Origin of the sequence: Pseudomonas sp. TH49, from assembly GCF_016650625.1 — a bacterium.
GTDB classification, from domain to species: domain Bacteria; phylum Pseudomonadota; class Gammaproteobacteria; order Pseudomonadales; family Pseudomonadaceae; genus Aquipseudomonas; species Aquipseudomonas fluorescens_H.
In genome coordinates, this window is the sequence record NZ_JAEKFL010000001.1 from 1180249 (window position 1) to 1197584 (window position 17336).

Annotated in this window: 15 protein-coding genes; 8 read left to right on the top strand and 7 right to left on the bottom strand. The window is 60.1% G+C overall.

Features of this window, described 5'->3' with window-relative positions:
* Positions 1-28: 28 nt before the first annotated feature.
* Positions 29-2479 carry a glycogen/starch/alpha-glucan phosphorylase gene (locus JFU48_RS05360; RefSeq protein WP_201136025.1) on the bottom strand — a complete coding sequence of 817 codons (2451 nt, stop codon included), beginning with the start codon at positions 2477-2479 and terminating at the stop codon, positions 29-31.
* Between the two features lie 258 nt (positions 2480-2737).
* On the opposite strand from JFU48_RS05360, the gene JFU48_RS05365 reads away from it, so the two are divergent.
* A complete protein-coding gene (locus tag JFU48_RS05365) occupies positions 2738-3175 on the top strand; it encodes a YkgJ family cysteine cluster protein (RefSeq protein WP_045122258.1) in 438 nt (145 codons plus the stop codon).
* A gap of 226 nt (positions 3176-3401) precedes the next feature.
* Here the strand turns inward: JFU48_RS05365 and typA are convergent, their stop codons facing one another.
* Together typA and thiI are read right to left on the bottom strand one after the other, a co-directional pair.
* A complete protein-coding gene (gene typA / locus JFU48_RS05370) occupies positions 3402-5222 on the bottom strand; it encodes a translational GTPase TypA (protein ID WP_003220792.1) in 1821 nt (606 codons plus the stop codon).
* A 139-nt stretch (positions 5223-5361) separates the two neighbouring features.
* Positions 5362-6816 carry a tRNA uracil 4-sulfurtransferase ThiI gene (gene thiI / locus JFU48_RS05375; protein WP_003220790.1) on the bottom strand — a complete coding sequence of 485 codons (1455 nt, stop codon included), beginning with the start codon at positions 6814-6816 and terminating at the stop codon, positions 5362-5364.
* A 329-nt stretch (positions 6817-7145) separates the two neighbouring features.
* Between thiI and glnA the strand changes: the two genes are divergently transcribed.
* The 5 genes from glnA (at position 7146) to ntrC (ending at position 12714) form a co-directional block, all read left to right on the top strand.
* Complete coding sequence (gene glnA, locus JFU48_RS05380) at positions 7146-8552, top strand: glutamate--ammonia ligase (protein WP_003220788.1); 1407 nt, start codon at positions 7146-7148, stop codon at positions 8550-8552.
* Between the two features lie 285 nt (positions 8553-8837).
* Positions 8838-9350: a DUF4124 domain-containing protein gene (locus tag JFU48_RS05385; RefSeq protein ID WP_201136026.1), complete on the top strand. Its 513-nt coding sequence runs from the start codon at positions 8838-8840 to the stop codon at positions 9348-9350.
* Positions 9347-9964, top strand: a complete 618-nt coding sequence (locus tag JFU48_RS05390; RefSeq protein WP_201136027.1) for a DUF4124 domain-containing protein — start codon at positions 9347-9349, stop codon at positions 9962-9964. Before JFU48_RS05385 ends, JFU48_RS05390 begins: the two co-directional genes overlap by 4 nt.
* Positions 9965-10195: 231 nt before the next feature.
* Positions 10196-11281 carry a nitrogen regulation protein NR(II) gene (glnL, locus tag JFU48_RS05395; protein ID WP_003220783.1) on the top strand — a complete coding sequence of 362 codons (1086 nt, stop codon included), beginning with the start codon at positions 10196-10198 and terminating at the stop codon, positions 11279-11281.
* A complete protein-coding gene (gene ntrC, locus JFU48_RS05400; RefSeq protein WP_103485265.1) occupies positions 11278-12714 on the top strand; it encodes a nitrogen regulation protein NR(I) in 1437 nt (478 codons plus the stop codon). The genes glnL and ntrC overlap by 4 nt, the downstream gene beginning before the upstream one ends.
* 520 nt (positions 12715-13234) lie before the next feature.
* Here the strand turns inward: ntrC and JFU48_RS05405 are convergent.
* Entirely contained in the window at positions 13235-13675 is a 441-nt protein-coding gene (locus JFU48_RS05405; RefSeq protein ID WP_201136028.1) for a hypothetical protein, read from the bottom strand.
* Here JFU48_RS05405 and JFU48_RS05410 point away from each other — a divergent pair.
* Entirely contained in the window at positions 13674-14129 is a 456-nt protein-coding gene (locus tag JFU48_RS05410; RefSeq protein ID WP_003220777.1) for a tRNA (cytidine(34)-2'-O)-methyltransferase, read from the top strand. The genes JFU48_RS05405 and JFU48_RS05410 overlap by 2 nt on opposite strands.
* Before the next feature lie 131 nt (positions 14130-14260).
* On the opposite strand, the gene secB is transcribed toward JFU48_RS05410, so the two are convergent.
* Genes secB through JFU48_RS05425 form a run of 3 tightly spaced genes read right to left on the bottom strand, consistent with a single transcriptional unit; the run spans position 14261 to position 15473 of the window.
* The gene (gene secB, locus JFU48_RS05415; protein ID WP_003220776.1) at positions 14261-14746 is read right to left on the bottom strand and encodes a protein-export chaperone SecB; all 486 of its coding nucleotides are present in this window, start codon (positions 14744-14746) and stop codon (positions 14261-14263) included.
* 57 nt (positions 14747-14803) lie between these two features.
* Entirely contained in the window at positions 14804-15058 is a 255-nt protein-coding gene (grxC, locus tag JFU48_RS05420) for a glutaredoxin 3 (RefSeq protein WP_003220774.1), read from the bottom strand.
* Position 15059: 1 nt separating this feature from the next.
* Positions 15060-15473 (bottom strand): rhodanese-like domain-containing protein, encoded by a 414-nt coding sequence (locus tag JFU48_RS05425; protein WP_003220772.1) that lies wholly within the window; start codon positions 15471-15473, stop codon positions 15060-15062.
* Between the two features lie 154 nt (positions 15474-15627).
* Between JFU48_RS05425 and gpmI the strand changes: the two genes are divergently transcribed.
* On the top strand, positions 15628-17157 hold the full coding sequence (gene gpmI / locus JFU48_RS05430) for a 2,3-bisphosphoglycerate-independent phosphoglycerate mutase (protein WP_201136029.1): 1530 nt from the start codon (positions 15628-15630) through the stop codon (positions 17155-17157).
* The last annotated feature ends 179 nt before the right edge of the window (positions 17158-17336 follow it).

Below are 17336 nucleotides of genomic sequence, written 5' to 3' on the forward strand. Positions count from 1 at the left end.
GGGCCTTGCGCACATTTGTTGCGAAAGATTACTCCAGCGCTTTCCAGATATCCGTGGCGTACTCACGAATCGTCCGGTCAGAGGAGAACCAGCCCATGCGCGCCGTGTTGAGCACTGCCGAACGCCACCAGTTATTGGAATCGTGCCAGTGCGCATCGACGCGCATCTGCGCTTCCCAGTACGAGTCGAAGTCGGCGCAGACCAGGAAGCGGTCGTAGTCCACCAGCGAATCGATCAGCCCGGTGTAGCGCGACGTGTCGTCCGGTGAGAACACACCACTGCGGATCGCTTGCAGCACATCGCTCAGACGATGGGACGCAGCGATGTCCGGTGCGGCGCTGAACTCGTGGTTCTGTTTACGCGCTTCGACCTGCTGCGCACTGAGGCCGAAGATGAACATGTGCTCGGCGCCGATGCGCTCGCACATTTCCACGTTGGCGCCGTCGAGGGTGCCGATGGTCAGTGCACCGTTGAGGCCGAACTTCATGTTACTGGTGCCCGAGGCTTCGAACCCGGCCGTGGAAATCTGCTCGGACAAGTCCGCCGCCGGAATGATGCTCTCCGCCAGGCTGACGTTGTAGTTGGGCAGGAACACCACTTTCAGCAAGCCGCGTACGGTCGGGTCGTTGTTCACCACCCGGGCGATGTCGTTGGTCAGTTTGATGATCAGTTTGGCCTGGTGATAACTGGCCGCCGCTTTACCGGCGAAGATTTTCACCCGTGGCACCCAGTCGGTTTCCGGCTCGGCACGGATCGCCTGATACAGCGCCACGGTGTGCATCAGGTTGAGCAACTGACGCTTGTATTCGTGGATCCGTTTGACCTGCACGTCGAACATCGCCGCCGGATTGACCGCGATCCCCAGCCGCTCGTGAATCAGGTAGGCCAGGGCCTTTTTGCTGTGCAGGCGTTGTTCGGCGAAGGCTTTGCGGAAGGCGGGTTTCTCGGCGAACGGTTCCAGATCGAGCAAGCGCTCTTCCGGGTTATCCAGCACCTCCGGGCCGAGGGAGTCGACCAGCATTGAGGTCAGCTCGGAGTTGGCCTGGAACAGCCAGCGGCGAAAGGTGATGCCGTTGGTTTTGTTGTTGATCCGCTCCGGGTAGAGCTTGTGCAGTTCGGCGAACACAGTCTTGCGCATCAACTGCGTGTGCAGCCCGGACACGCCGTTGACGCTATGCGAACCGAGGAACGCGAGGTTGCCCATGCGTACCCGGCGACCGTTGTCCTCTTCGATCAGCGATACTGCGCGCAGCACGTCGAAATCGTGAATGCCTTTGGCCCGCAGCGAGTCGATGTGCTGGGCGTTGATCAGATAAATGATCTGCATGTGCCGCGGCAGCATGCGCTCCATCAGGCCCACCGGCCAGGTTTCCAGCGCCTCCGGCAGCAGCGTGTGGTTGGTGTACGACAGGGTGTCGACGGTGACTTGCCACGCCGCATCCCAAGCCACGTCGTAGACGTCGACCAGTTGGCGCATCAATTCGGCGACGGCAATCGAAGGGTGGGTGTCGTTGAGCTGGATCGCCGCGTGATCGCCCAGGGTCAGCACCGAGGTGTGCATGTTGCGATGGCGGCGCAACAAATCCTGCAGCGAAGCGGCGACGAAGAAATACTCCTGACGCAGACGCAGCTCTTGCCCGGCTTCGGTGCTGTCGGCCGGATAGAGAACCCGGGAAATGCTTTCAGCCCGGGCGACTTCGGCGACGGCGCCCAAGTGGTCACCGGCGTTGAAGCGCTCCAGGTGCAAATCTTCCATCGCCCGGGCGCGCCACAGGCGCAGGGTGTTGACGCTCGCCCCGCGCCAGCCGACCACTGGCGTGTCATAGGCAATCGCCCGCACGGTTTCCGCAGGCGACCAGACCTGTTTGGTCTTGCCGCTGGCATCGGTGACGGTTTCGACGCTGCCGCCGAAGCCGATCGAGTACACCACTTCCGGACGCTCGAACTCCCACGGGTTGCCGAAATCCAGCCAGTGCTCGGTCTGTTCCTGCTGCCAGCCATCGACGATGGCCTGACGGAACAGACCGTGTTCGTAGCGAATGCCGTAGCCGTGCCCGGCGATGCCGAGGGTCGACATGCTTTCCATGAAGCACGCCGCCAGACGCCCGAGGCCGCCGTTGCCGAGTGCCGCATCCGGCTCGAGCAGGCGAATCCGTTCCAGATCGACACCGAGTTCAGTCAGCGCCTCACGGGCAACGTCGAGCAGGCCGAGGTTGCTCAGGCTGTCGTAGAGCAAACGACCGATGAGAAATTCCAGCGAGAGGTAATACACCCGCTTCTGGCCTTTGCGGTAGATCTGCCGGGTGTGGTCCATCCAGTGCTCGACCATGTGGTCGCGCGCCGCCAGGGCAATGGCTTCGAACCAGTCATGGTCGAAGGCGTGATCCGGGTCTTTGCCCACTGCATAGGTGAGCTTGGTCAGGACGGCATCGCGGAATGCGGCCACCTCTGCTTCGCGAACTAGTGGTTCTTGAGTCATCGATAGGACCTCGAGCGAGCGGGGAATTGTCTGAGCCTAGACGGTCTGACCGACGCTGGCGGCTCTGGTTCGGCAGTTTTTCTTGAGAGTGTGAGATCGCCCGGCATAACCTTGGCGAGCACGCTGATCGATGCATGGCCCGTGCCGGGTTAAGCGCCAATTTTGGCGGGCGATGAAAAAATCTGGCGAAAGGTTGTTCAAAAATCCACCAGTCCCGGTATGATCGCGCGCCCTGATGCACACGCCTGGTAACTCCCGATGATGAAGCCCAACCTGATTGCCGCCGCCGAGATTGATCGTCTCGATACGTGGGCCAAATATTCGGCCCCAATGTGCGGTTCTTGTATCTCCAGCTGCTGCACGCTGCCGGTCGAGGTCAAGATCAAGGATCTGGTGCGCATCGGCGTGGTCGACGAGTTCGAGCTGGGCGATCCGCCGAAGAACATCGCCAAGCGCCTGCAAAAGGAAGGGCTGGTCGAACGCTTCAACCAGAAGTCGGGGATCTTCACCCTGCAGCGCATGAGCAACAACGATTGCTACTACCTGGATCGTAAATCGCGCCTGTGCACCATTTATGACAAGCGCCCGGACACCTGCCGCAACCACCCGAAAATCGGCCCGCGTCCGGGGTATTGCGCGTACAAGCCCAAAGAAGTGGAGCGAGTGCAGAACTCGCGGTCGATCGAGAAGTTCTGACCTTTCCTGAAATTTTCGGCGCCTGTCAGGCCGCCTTCGCGAGCAAGCCCGCTCCCACAGGGAACTGTGGCGTACACAAGATTCGTGTTCACCGAGATCTACTGTGGGAGCGGGCTTGCTCGCGAAGAGGCCAGCACAAACACCGCACCCGTCTCGGTTAAATCCCGGACAAACAAAAACGCCCCCGGTCTTGCGACCGGGGGCGTTTTTTCAAGCTCGGGCTAAATTACGCCTTGGCTTTCTTGGCAGCGCGGGTACGCTCGCTTTCGTCCAGGATCTTCTTGCGAAGACGGATGGACTTAGGAGTGACTTCGCACAGCTCGTCTTCCTGGATGTATTCCAGAGCCTGTTCCAGAGTGAAGCGAACAGGTGGTACCAGAGCGATGGTTTCGTCTTTACCCGAAGCACGCATGTTGTCGAGCTTCTTGCCTTTGGTTGGGTTCACACCCAGGTCGTTGTCGCGGCTGTTCTGACCAACGATCTGACCGTTGTAGATCTCCTGGCCGTGTTCTACGAACAGCTTGCCACGAGCCTGCAGGGTTTCCAGCGAGTAGGTCAGTGCCTTGCCGGTTTCAACCGAAACCAGAACGCCGTTCTGACGGCCGGACATGTGGCCCGACTTCACTGGCGCGTAACGGTCGAAGATCGAGGTCAGGATGCCAGCACCGTTGGTCAGGGTCAGGAACTGGTTACGGAAACCGATCAGACCGCGAGCAGGGATGTTGTATTCCAGACGAACACGGCCCTTGCCATCCGGCACCATGTTGCTCAGGTCGCCCTTACGCAGACCCATCTCTTCCATGACCTTGCCCTGCGATTCTTCAGGGATGTCGATGGTGACGTTTTCGAACGGTTCCTGCTTCACGCCGTCAACTTCACGGATGATCACTTCAGGACGGCCCAGGGCCAGCTCGAAGCCTTCGCGACGCATGGTTTCGATCAGTACCGAGAGGTGCAGCTCACCACGGCCGGAAACCTTGAACTTGTCAGCCGAGTCGCCTTCTTCAACGCGCAGTGCAACGTTGTACAGCAGCTCTTTGTCCAGACGATCCTTGATGTTACGGGAGGTCACGAACTTGCCTTCTTTACCGCAGAATGGCGAGTCGTTTACCTGGAAGGTCATGGAAACGGTTGGCTCGTCAACGGTCAGCGGCTTCATCGCCTCGACGGTGTTGATATCGCACAGGGTGTCGGAGATGAACAGCTCGTCGAAGCCGCTGATGCAGACGATGTCGCCGGCCGCTGCTTCTTCAACGTCAATGCGGTGCAGACCGTGGTGACCCATCAGCTTCAGGATACGACCGTTGCGGCGCTTGCCGTCGGCGCTGATAGCGACAACCGGGGTGTTCGGCTTGACGCGACCACGAGCGATACGGCCAACACCGATAACACCCAGGAAGCTGTTGTAGTCCAGAGCGGAGATCTGCATCTGGAACGGACCGTCACGGTCAACGGCCGGAGGCGGAACGTGATCGACTACCGCTTGGTACAGCGGGGTCATGTCTTCCGCCATGGCGGTGTGGTCCAGACCGGCGATGCCGTTCAGGGCCGAAGCGTAAACAACCTGGAAGTCCAGTTGTTCTTCGGTAGCACCGAGGTTGTCGAACAGGTCGAAGATCTGGTCCAGAACCCAGTCCGGACGCGCGCCTGGACGGTCAACCTTGTTGATGACCACGATTGGACGCAGGCCGGCTTCGAACGCCTTCTTGGTCACGAAACGGGTTTGCGGCATAGGGCCGTCTTGAGCGTCAACCAGCAGCAGAACGGAGTCAACCATCGACATTACGCGTTCTACTTCGCCGCCGAAGTCGGCGTGGCCCGGGGTGTCCACGATGTTGATGTGGTAGCCGTTCCAGTTGATGGCGGTGTTTTTCGCCAGAATGGTAATACCGCGCTCTTTTTCCTGGTCGTTGGAGTCCATCACGCGCTCGTCGTTGAGCTCGTTGCGCTCCAGGGTGCCGGATTGACGCAGGAGTTTGTCTACCAGGGTGGTCTTACCATGGTCAACGTGGGCAATGATGGCGATGTTACGTAGATTTTCGATCACTTGTGTATCTCGATCAGAGGATTCGGTTTGCTGACAAGTCTTGGCAGCGATTAACAGTAGTGTCCGGCATGGCCGTTACAGCTTGACGGCGGTGTCGGGGGGCCGGTGACGCAGGCCACAGGCAAACAGCCCCGGGCACTTAGCTCGGTCGATAAACGCGCACATTGGCATGCCCCTCACTGAGCAAATGGTGAGCATGCAGGCGACTCATCACGCCTTTGTCGCAATACAGCAGGTACTGGCGAGTCGGATCCAGCTCCTTGAAACGAGCGTTCACTGCATAGAACGGCATCGTCTGTACTTCTATGCCGGCGATTTCCAGCGGGTCATCCTCGGCCGCATCCGGGTGACGGATGTCGATGACGATCTGACCGGCCAGCGCTTCGCCGACTTCTTCGATTTGCAAATCCTGGCCCAATTCGTCGATCACCCGATCGATCGACACCAGTTTGGCGTTTTCGAGCGCACGCTCGAGAACCGCCATGTCGAATTCTTTCTCTTCGTGCTCAACACGGTGGCGCTTGGCGGCGGTCTTCGGATTGACCGAGATGACCCCGCAGTACTCCGGCATGTGCCGGGCGAAATCGGCGGTGCCGATCTCGTTGGCCGTGTCGATGATGTCCTGCTTGTGCGCAACGATCAGTGGGCGCAGGACCAGCTTGTCGGTCACACAGTCGATCACCGACAGGTTCGGCAGCGTCTGGCTCGATACCTGGGAAATCGCTTCGCCGGTGACCAGCGCGTCGATGTGCAGCCGATCGGCAATGGCCGACGATGCGCGCAACATCATACGCTTCAATACGACGCCCATATGACTGTTATCGACTTTGCCGAGAATTTCGCCCAACACTTCTTCGAACGGAACACTGACAAATAGCACGCGTTGCGAGCTGCCGTACTTCTTCCAGATGAAATGCGCGACTTCCATCACGCCCAATTCGTGGGCACGCCCGCCCAGATTGAAGAAGCAGAAATGCGCCATCAGGCCGCGGCGCATGATCTGGTACGCGGCAACCGTCGAGTCAAAGCCGCCGGACATCAATACCAGCGTCTGCTCCAGGGCGCCGAGCGGATATCCGCCGATGCCGTTGTGCTGGCTGTGAATGACAAACAACCGTTGGTCGCGAACTTCGATGCGGACTTCGATTTGCGGGTCTTTAAGGTCGATTCCGGCCGCACCGCACTCACGACGCAGCTTGCTGCCGACGTATTTTTCAACGTCCATCGAGCTGAACGGATGCTTGCCTGCACGCTTGCAGCGCACCGAGAAAATCTTCCCGGCCAACACATCGCCGTAGTGCTGTTTGCACTTCTCGGTGATGTCGTCGAAGTCGCCCAGCGGGTACTCGTCGATCTGCAGAAAGTGCGCGACACCCGGAGTGCAAGTCAGGCGCTCGCCCATCTCTTTCAAGGCTTTGGGGTCGGTAACGCGGGTTTCCAGCTCGAGATTGTCCCACACACCGTTCACCACCACGGCCGGGTCCAGATCGCGGAGCACGGCGCGGATGTTCTTGGCCAGCTGGCGGATGAAACGCATCCGGACAGGGCGGCTCTTGATGGTGATCTCGGGGAAGACTTTTACGATTAGTTTCATGAAAACAGCGCGCGCAGGGCCAGCCGAAAAAGGGGGGCGCGGATTATAGCGGAAATTGCTCAAGGTTTAACCAGTTAATATGCAGAAGGTTTCACTTGCACCAAAACGGGTCATTTTTGATTTAAGACGCTACATTAAAGGGCGAGATTTTCGCCTTTATGGCGCTTTCCTCCTGTGAAAGCGTGAATTTGGGGCAAAAAACCCATGCTGGGGCACTGGCATGCAATTTGCTCCCTTGTGAGGCAGGTTGCCTTGGCAGAGTATCTGCGCCGGCATCACCCATATTAAGGGCATCCACTACCAAGCCCTAAGCCACCCCGGAGGACACTATGTCGAAGTCGGTTCAACTCATCAAAGATCATGACGTCAAGTGGATTGATCTGCGCTTCACGGACACCAAAGGCACTCAGCACCACGTGACCATGCCGGCTCGCGATGCGCTGGAAGACGACTTCTTCGAAGTCGGCAAGATGTTCGACGGTTCCTCCATCGCTGGCTGGAAAGGCATCGAAGCCTCCGACATGATCCTGCTGCCGGACGACGACACTGCCGTTCTGGACCCGTTCACCGAAGACGCGACCCTGATCCTGGTTTGCGACATCATCGAACCTTCGACCATGCAAGGTTACGATCGCGACCCGCGCGCCATCGCTCACCGTGCCGAGGAATACCTGAAGACCACCGGTATCGGTGACACCGTCTTCGCAGGTCCCGAGCCAGAGTTCTTCATCTTCGACGAAGTGAAGTTCAAGTCCGACATCTCCGGTTCGATGTTCAAGATCTACTCCGAACAAGGCTCGTGGATGTCCGACCAGGACATCGAAGGCGGCAACAAAGGCCACCGTCCTGGTATCAAAGGTGGCTACTTCCCGGTTCCGCCGTTCGACCACGACCACGAAATCCGTACTGCCATGTGCAACGCACTGGAAGAGATGGGCCAGACCGTTGAAGTTCACCACCACGAAGTGGCGACTGCCGGTCAGAACGAAATCGGTGTCAAGTTCAACACCCTGGTGAAGAAAGCTGACGAAGTTCAGACGCTGAAATACGTTGTGCACAACGTTGCCGACGCATACGGCCGCACCGCGACCTTCATGCCGAAGCCACTGTACGGCGACAACGGCTCGGGCATGCACGTGCACATGTCCATCGCCAAAGACGGCAAGAACACCTTCGCAGGTGAAGGCTATGCCGGCCTGTCCGAAACCGCCCTGTACTTCATCGGCGGTATCATCAAGCACGGTAAGGCCCTGAACGGCTTCACCAACCCGGCCACCAACTCCTACAAGCGTCTGGTGCCAGGTTTCGAAGCGCCGGTGATGCTGGCCTACTCGGCTCGCAACCGTTCCGCCTCGATCCGTATTCCTTACGTCAACAGCCCACGCGGCCGTCGTATCGAAGCCCGTTTCCCGGATCCGGCTGCCAACCCGTACCTGGCTTTCGCAGCACTGCTGATGGCCGGCCTGGACGGTATCCAGAACAAGATCCACCCAGGCGATGCCGCTGACAAAAACCTGTACGACCTGCCGCCTGAAGAGGCGAAAGAGATCCCACAAGTTTGCGGCAGCCTGAAAGAAGCCTTGGAAGAGCTGGACAAGGGCCGTGCGTTCCTGACCAAGGGCGGCGTGTTCTCCGACGACTTCATCGACGCTTACATCGCGCTGAAATCCGAAGAAGAAATCAAGGTCCGCACCTTCGTACACCCACTGGAATATGAGCTGTACTACAGCTGCTGATCCGGTAGCGCCGCGCTACGCGGCGTAACAAAAAGAGGCCTCCTTCGGGAGGCCTTTTTTATTGCGCGGATTTCGTTGGCGCCGCACGACCCTGTGGGAGCGGGCTTGCTCGCGAAGGCGTCGTGTCAGTCACCATCATCTTCAATGACCGGCCGCATTCGCGAGCAAGCCCGCTCCCACAGGGGCATTGCAGCGCCTGAATGATTTGCGGATATTTCCAGGGTTGGGCCAACCGCTGCACCTGGCCTATGCTGCATCCCATCGTTTTCATTGCCGGTCGATTTCATGGGTCGCACCTTTCTCTACCTCCTGCTGCTGATCGCCCTGCCCGCCGCAGCGCAGATCTACAAGTACACCGACGCCAACGGCAACACGGTCTACAGCGATCACTCGCCGGACGGCGTCAAGGCGCAGCCGCTGGAGTTGCCACCGCTCAACAGCGTCGAGCCGCAAGCACCGAGCACCCCGGCGCCCGCCAGCACGGACACACGCCCCGCGGCGCGCAGTGCTTATGAAGTGCTGGAACTGACCGGCCTGCCCAGCGAAGAAGCCCTGCGCGCCAACAACGGCACCTTCACCGTCAATGTGCTGATCAAGCCGCGCCTGCAGTCGCCGCACCAGCTAAGGCTGGTATTGGACGACGCGCCCTACGGCCAGCCGAGCAACGTGCCGATCCTGCAACTGGTGAATGTTGATCGCGGCGAGCATCGTCTCGCGGTGCAGGTGATCGACGGTGAAACGATCATCCAGCAGAGCCCGGCGGTGGTGTTCACCGTGCAGCGAGTGCACAAGCCGTGAGGATTTTCTGGCTGATCCTGTGCCTGTGCACCCTGCCCGTGCACGCCGAGGTCTTCACCTATGTCGACGCCCAGGGCAATCGCGTCTACACCGACCAGCCGCGCGGCAACGCCAAGCGCGTACCTATCGCGACCAGTAATCGAATGTCGGCCAACCCCACGGCTGCAGCACCGATCAGCGCTGCAAAAAAGGTCGCGGAACAACCGCTGTTCCACTACGACATGCTGCGCATCCTGATTCCCGAGCCGGACGCGACCATTCGCAGCAGCGCGGGCGAGGTGATCGTCAGCGTCACCAGCGAACCCGGTTTGCAACAGGGCCATCGCTATCGCCTGCTGCTCGACGGCCAGGCCACTGGCGAGGCGGGCCTGAGTCCGGTATTCCCATTGAGTAACGTAGACCGTGGCAGCCACAACCTGTCGGTGGAAATCCTCGATGCCGAGGGTCGCATCGTCGAGCGCACCGCCAACCAGCCGTTCCACATGCTGCGCATCTCGCTGGCGCAGAAACGCCAGGTCAAACCCTGCGTCAGCGAGGACTACGGCGTGCGCCCGGAATGTCCACTGAAAGACAAACCCGTCGAAGAAAAAAATCCCTTCCTGCGTTTCTTCTAACGCCGTTCAGCTTTGCGCACTATATTGGTGCATAAGGTTGCACCGTACCCACATCCCAACCCATTTTGGTTCGAAACTTCCCGCTCCGGCGGCAATGGCGCCACGCAAACGAGCGTCAAACGCCTGTTTCACGGGTTGAACGCTTCTTTTCGGAGCCTTGGTTTGGTTTTTGCATTTTCCGTTTAACGACGCCTGCTTCTTGCGCACGCTCCGCCCCCAAAAGAGGCTCCGATGACTATTAGCGACGCAATCCACCGTTTGCTGCTCGACAACCTGACCACCGCCACCATCCTGCTCGACGCCGAATTGCGCCTTGAGTACATGAACCCGGCGGCCGAGATGCTGCTGGCCATCAGCGGCCAGCGCAGTCATGGCCAGTTCATCAGCGAGCTGTTCACCGAGTCCACCGAGGCGCTCAACTCACTGCGACAGGCGGTCGAACAGGCACACCCGTTCACCAAACGCGAAGCAATGCTCACCGCCCTCACCGGCCAGACCCTGACCGTGGACTACGCGGTGACGCCAATCCTCAGCAACGGCGCGACCATGCTCCTGCTGGAAGTGCACCCGCGTGATCGCCTGCTGCGGATCACCAAGGAAGAGGCGCAGCTGTCCAAACAGGAAACCAGCAAGATGCTGGTGCGCGGCCTGGCCCACGAGATCAAGAATCCGCTCGGCGGTATCCGTGGTGCGGCGCAGTTGCTGGCCCGTGAGTTGCCGGAAGACAGTCTGCGCGACTACACCAATGTGATCATCGAAGAGGCCGACCGCCTGCGCAATCTGGTCGACCGCATGCTCGGCTCCAACAAGCTGCCGTCACTGGCGCTGTGCAACGTTCACGAAGTGCTCGAACGCGTCAGCCAACTGGTCGAAGCGGAAAGCCAGGGCTGCATCACCTTGGTGCGTGACTACGACCCGAGCATTCCCGACGTTCTGATCGACCGCGAACAAATGATTCAGGCCGTACTGAACATCGTGCGCAACGCGATGCAGGCGATCAGCAGCCAGAACGAGCTGCGTCTGGGCCGCATCAGCCTGCGCACCCGGACCATGCGCCAGTTCACCATCGGCCACGTCCGTCATCGCCTGGTGACCAAGATCGAGATCATCGACAACGGCCCCGGGATACCGGCGGAACTTCAGGAAACCATTTTCTTTCCCATGGTCAGCGGCCGTCCGGACGGTACCGGGCTGGGCCTGGCCATTACCCAGAACATCATCAGCCAGCACCAGGGCCTGATCGAGTGTGACAGCCACCCCGGCCACACCACGTTCTCGATCTTTCTGCCACTGGAACAAGGAGCCACATCGACATGAGCCGTAGTGAAACCGTGTGGATCGTCGATGACGACCGTTCTATCCGTTGGGTTCTGGAAAAGGCCTTGCAGCAGGAAGGCATGACCACCCAGAGCTTCGACAGCGCCGATGGCGTGATGAGTCGTCTGGCCCGTCAGCAGCCTGATGTGATCATTTCCGATATCCGCATGCCGGGCGCCAGTGGCCTCGACCTGCTGGCGCGCATCCGCGAACAGCATCCACGGTTGCCGGTCATCATCATGACCGCTCACTCCGACCTGGACAGCGCGGTGGCCTCGTATCAGGGCGGCGCGTTCGAATACCTGCCCAAGCCTTTCGACGTGGACGAGGCGGTATCGCTGGTCAAACGCGCGAACCAGCACGCGCAGGAACAGCAAGGCCTGGAAGTGGTGCCAGCGCTGACCCGCACGCCGGAAATCATCGGCGAAGCACCGGCGATGCAGGAAGTGTTTCGCGCCATCGGCCGCTTGAGCCATTCCAACATCACCGTACTGATCAACGGCGAATCCGGTACCGGTAAAGAACTGGTGGCCCACGCCCTGCACCGCCACAGCCCGCGCGCGGCCTCGCCGTTCATCGCGCTGAACATGGCGGCGATCCCGAAAGACCTGATGGAATCCGAGCTGTTCGGCCACGAGAAAGGCGCGTTCACCGGCGCGGCCAACCTGCGGCGCGGGCGCTTCGAACAGGCTGACGGCGGCACGCTGTTCCTCGACGAAATCGGCGACATGCCGGCGGATACTCAGACCCGTTTGCTGCGGGTGCTGGCGGACGGTGAGTTCTATCGCGTCGGCGGCCATGTGCCGGTCAAGGTCGACGTGCGGATCATCGCCGCGACTCACCAGAATCTGGAAACCCTGGTGCATGCCGGGAAATTCCGTGAGGACTTGTTCCACCGCCTCAACGTGATCCGCATCCACATTCCACGCCTGTCGGACCGTCGCGAAGACATCCCGACCCTGGCCAAGCATTTCCTCAGCCGCGCTGCGCAAGAACTGGCGGTGGAGCCGAAGCTGCTGAAGAGCGAGACCGAGGAATACCTGAAAAACCTGCCGTGGGGCGGCAACGTGCGCCAGCTGGAGAACACCTGCCGCTGGATCACCGTGATGGCGTCCGGGCGCGAAGTGCACATCAGTGACCTGCCACCGGAGCTGCTGAGCCTGCCACAGGATTCGGCGCCGGTGACCAACTGGGAACAAGCGCTGCGCCAGTGGGCCGATCAGGCGTTGGCCCGCGGCCAGTCGAGCCTGCTCGACAGCGCAGTGCCGGCGTTCGAGCGGATCATGATCGAGACTGCGCTGAAGCACACCGCCGGTCGGCGGCGCGATGCGGCGGTATTGCTTGGCTGGGGGCGCAACACCCTGACGCGCAAGATCAAGGAATTGGGGATGAAAGTGGATGGCGGGGACGAGGATGAGGGGGATGAGGGCTGATCAACCACGCCCTCTGTGAGAGTGGGCTTGCTCACGAAAGCGCTGTTCATGAAACGTATCAGTGACTGACGCGACGCCTTCGCGAGCAAGCCCGCTCCCACCGTGGCCCCGCCGTGCACCAACCTAATGCACTTTGACCCGTGATCGGGCATCGCAGCCGTTGCTAAAAACATCCAGGCAAGGCTGAAAAAACCAGCCAGTAAAAACACGAAAGCCCCGATTTATGGGGCTTTCGCGCATCTGAAGCTTTTTTCTGTTTCGAAATACTAAAACTGGCACGCGCCCTGCAATAACGCTTACAGGTGATTCGATTCACCACCCGTTTCGGGGACCTTGGTACAGGCAGGCCGGGGAATCCCCTCTTTACACCGGGCTCACAGCGCCAACGCGATGCGCCCACCCTTTTGGGATCCTTGGTACAGGCAGGCCGGGGGTTCCCTCTTTACACCGGACCGACGCTCGCAGCGAAGTCCACCCCGTTTTGGGAACCCTGGTACAGGCAGGCCGGGGATTCCCGCTTTTATTGCTCCCGGAGATGGATCTCCAGCCGCCAGCGGTCATCGACCTTGCCCCCGGCCCACTCCCCTTGCAGCGGCCGCGCCGCCAGCACCGTCAGCAACAACCCACCGTCACTCACCCGCGTTCGCCAGTTCACGTCCTTGCCGTTGAGCTTGAGCTGACCCTTCTGCGCCTTGCCCTCTGCCTGAAACAACAGGGCCACGGTGCCGTCGATGATTTCGCCGTGCAGCTTCGGCTCGCTGTTGAACCATACCACCAGGCCGTCACCGCTCACCTCGACCTGCTGCAGCACAGTCGGATCCGGCGTGGTCAGGCGACCGATCATCAAGCCGACCATCAAGCCGAAAATCGCCAGCGAACCGATCACCCGCGGGAATAGTTTCGAACGCGGGTCGGCTTGCGGCGTAGAATGCGCGTCATCTTTACCTTCGGAGCCGTGCATGTTTCACGTCATCCTTTTTCAACCAGAAATTCCGCCGAACACCGGCAACGTTATCAGGCTGTGCGCCAACAGCGGCTGCCACCTGCATTTGATCGAACCGCTGGGTTTCGAGATGGACGACAAGCGCTTGCGCCGGGCCGGTCTCGACTACCACGAATATGCCACGTTGCAGCGCCACGCCGACCTCGCCAGTTGCCTGGAAAGCCTCGGCAACCCACGGCTGTTCGCCTTTACCACCAAAGGTTCGCGGCCGTTTCACGATGCCGCGTTCGTCCCGGGTGATGCGTTCATCTTCGGCCCGGAAAGCCGCGGCTTGCCGCCAGAGGTACTGGACGCCCTGCCCGCCGAACAGCGCCTGCGCCTGCCGATGCGTGAAGGCTGCCGCAGCCTGAACCTGTCCAACACCGTGGCGGTGGCCGTGTACGAAGCGTGGCGGCAGAACGACTTCAAATAAGTGCACATAACAAATGTGGGAGCGGGCTTGCTCGCGAAGGCGTCGTATCAGATGACATTGATGTCGCCTGACACACCGCTTTCGCGAGCAAGCCCGCTCCCACATTGGACTTGCGTCGTCGCTCAGACTTCTTACTGAACGGTCGGCGTCTCGCCCGCTGCCTGCATGCGCTGCAGCTCTTGCGCGTACAGGGCGTCGAAGTTCACCGGTGCCAGCATCAGGGCCGGGAACGAGCCACGGGTTACCAGGCTGTCCAGGGTTTCGCGAGCGTACGGGAACAGGATGTTCGGGCAGAACGCACCCAGGGTGTGGCTCATCGAACCCGCGTCGAGGTTCTTGATCAGGAAGATACCGGCCTGTTGCACTTCAGCGATGAAGGCCACTTCGTCACCGTTTTTCACGGTAACCGACAAGGTCAGCACGACTTCGTAGAAATCGCCTTCCAGCTCTTTCTGGCGGGTGTTCAGATCCAGACCGACGGTCGGGTCCCACTGCTGGCGGAAGATCGCCGGGCTTTTCGGGGCTTCGAAGGACAGGTCGCGTACGTAGATGCGCTGCAAGGAGAATTGCGGTGCGGTTTCTTCTTCGCTGGCTGCAGTGTTCTGTTGGTCAGTCATCTCAGATCCTTTCTGATCTTGGGTCTTTTAGGGATTGCTGTACGTGGGTCCAGCCGTTCAGGCCTTGAGCAGCGCGTCGAGCTTGCCGGCGCGCTCCAGGGCATACAAATCATCACAACCGCCGATGTGCTTTTCGCCGATCCAGATCTGCGGCACGGACGTGCGTCCGGCCTTCTGGCTCATGGCAGCACGAATCTGCGGCTTGCCATCGACCTTGATCTCTTCGAAGGCCACACCTTTGTTCGCGAGCAATTGCTTGGCTCGCATGCAGTAAGGGCAGTAATCGCTGGAGTAGACGATGACTTCGCTCATATCACTTCACCAGCGGCAGGTTGTCGCCTTTCCAGCTGGAGATCCCGCCGGACAGCTTGGCGGCGGTGAAGCCGGATTTCATCAGCTCGCGAGCGTGGGTGCCAGCGGTCTGGCCCAGAGCGTCGACCAGAATGATGGTCTTGGCCTTGTGCTTTTCCAGCTCGCCGATGCGCGCAGCCAGCTTGTCTTGAGGAATGTTGATCGCGCCAACGATATGGCCGGCGGCGTAATCTTTCGCCGGACGGATGTCCACCACCACGCCTGCGTCCTTGTTGACCAGTGCGGTCAGTTCGCCGGTGCTCAGGCTTTTACCGCCGCCCTGCATCGTGTGCGCCAGCAGCAAAGCCAGCAATACGACGAAGATACCGACAAGAATGTAGTGGTTAGTGGCAAATTCAATCAGGTGAGCAACCATCGAAGGAGGTTCCAGGGCGTTAAAATGTCGGCCAGTATACACAGCCCCTAGGGTGGGCCAAACCCCGTCCGGCGGTGACGTGGTCGGAACTAAGCATTAAACTCGCCACTCCCTTTTTCAACGCCCTCTTCTTTATTAGCCACGAGTGGATTCCATGACTACCACGCCTAAACCTTTGGTCCTGATGATTCTCGACGGCTTCGGTCACAGTGACAGCCACGAATCCAATGCCGTTTATGCGGCGAAGAAGCCTGTGCTCGATCGCCTCTGGGCCACGGTGCCGAACGGCCTGATCTCCGGCAGCGGCATGGACGTCGGCCTGCCGGACGGCCAGATGGGCAACTCCGAAGTCGGTCACATGAATCTCGGCGCCGGGCGCGTGGTGTATCAGGACTTCACCCGCGTGACCAAAGCGATCCGCGACGGCGAGTTCTTCGAGAACCCGACCATCTGCGCCGCTGTGGATAAAGCCGTGGCCGCCGGCAAAGCCGTGCATTTCATGGGCCTGCTGTCCGATGGCGGCGTGCACAGCCATCAGGATCACCTGGTCGCGATGGCCGAACTGGCCTTCAAGCGCGGCGCCGAAAAAATCTACCTGCACGCCTTCCTCGATGGTCGCGACACGCCGCCGAAAAGCGCCACGTCGTCGATCGAACTGCTCGACGCGACCTTCCAGGCGCTTGGCAAGGGCCGTATCGCCAGCCTCGTCGGTCGCTACTTCGCGATGGACCGTGACAACCGCTGGGACCGCGTGTCCCAGGCCTACAACCTGATCGTCGACGGCAACGCCGAGTTCAACGCCGCCACCGCCCAGGAAGGCCTCGAAGCCGCCTACGCCCGTGGCGAGAGCGACGAATTCGTCAAAGCCACCACCATCGGTGAGCCGGTCAAGGTCGAAGACGGCGACGCCGTGGTGTTCATGAACTTCCGCGCCGACCGCGCCCGCGAGCTGACCCGCGTATTCGTCGAAGACGATTTCAAGGAATTCGATCGTGCGCGCCAGCCGAAACTGGCCGGTTTCGTCATGCTGACCCAGTACGCCGCCAGCATCCCTGCGCCGTCGGCCTTCGCCGCCGGCAGCCTGGAAAACGTGCTTGGCGACTATCTGGCGAAGAACGGCAAGACCCAGCTGCGCATCGCCGAAACCGAAAAATATGCACACGTGACCTTCTTCTTCTCCGGTGGCCGTGAAGAGCCGTTCCCGGGTGAAGAGCGCATCCTGATCCCGTCGCCGAAAGTCGCCACCTACGACCTGCAGCCGGAAATGAGCGCGCCGGAAGTCACCGACCGCATCGTCGATGCCATCGAGCATCAGCGTTACGACGTGATCGTGGTCAACTACGCCAACGGCGACATGGTCGGCCACAGCGGCGTGTTCGACGCTGCGGTGAAAGCCGTGGAATGCCTCGACACTTGCGTCGGGCGCATCGTCGAGGCGCTGGAAAAGGTTGGCGGCGAAGCGCTGATCACCGCCGACCACGGCAACGTCGAAAAAATGGCCGATGAAGAAACCCACCAGGCGCACACCGCGCACACCACCGAGCCGGTGCCGTTCATTTATGTCGGCAAGCGTGACCTCAAGGTCCGCGCAGGTGGCGTATTGGCGGACGTGGCCCCAACCATGCTGATGCTGCTGGGTCTGGAGAAACCAGTTGAGATGACTGGTACGTCGATTCTGGTGTAGTTCGCCAGATCAAACACCGCCAAACCCTGTGGGAGCGGGCTTGCTCGCGAATGCGGAGTATCAGCAACGTTGATGTTGACTGACGCCCCGCATTCGCGAGCAAGCCCGCTCCCACATTGGTTTTGCGCTATTTTTATTACCGAATCTGCTCCAGTTATCACACAAGCCCAATTGGGCGT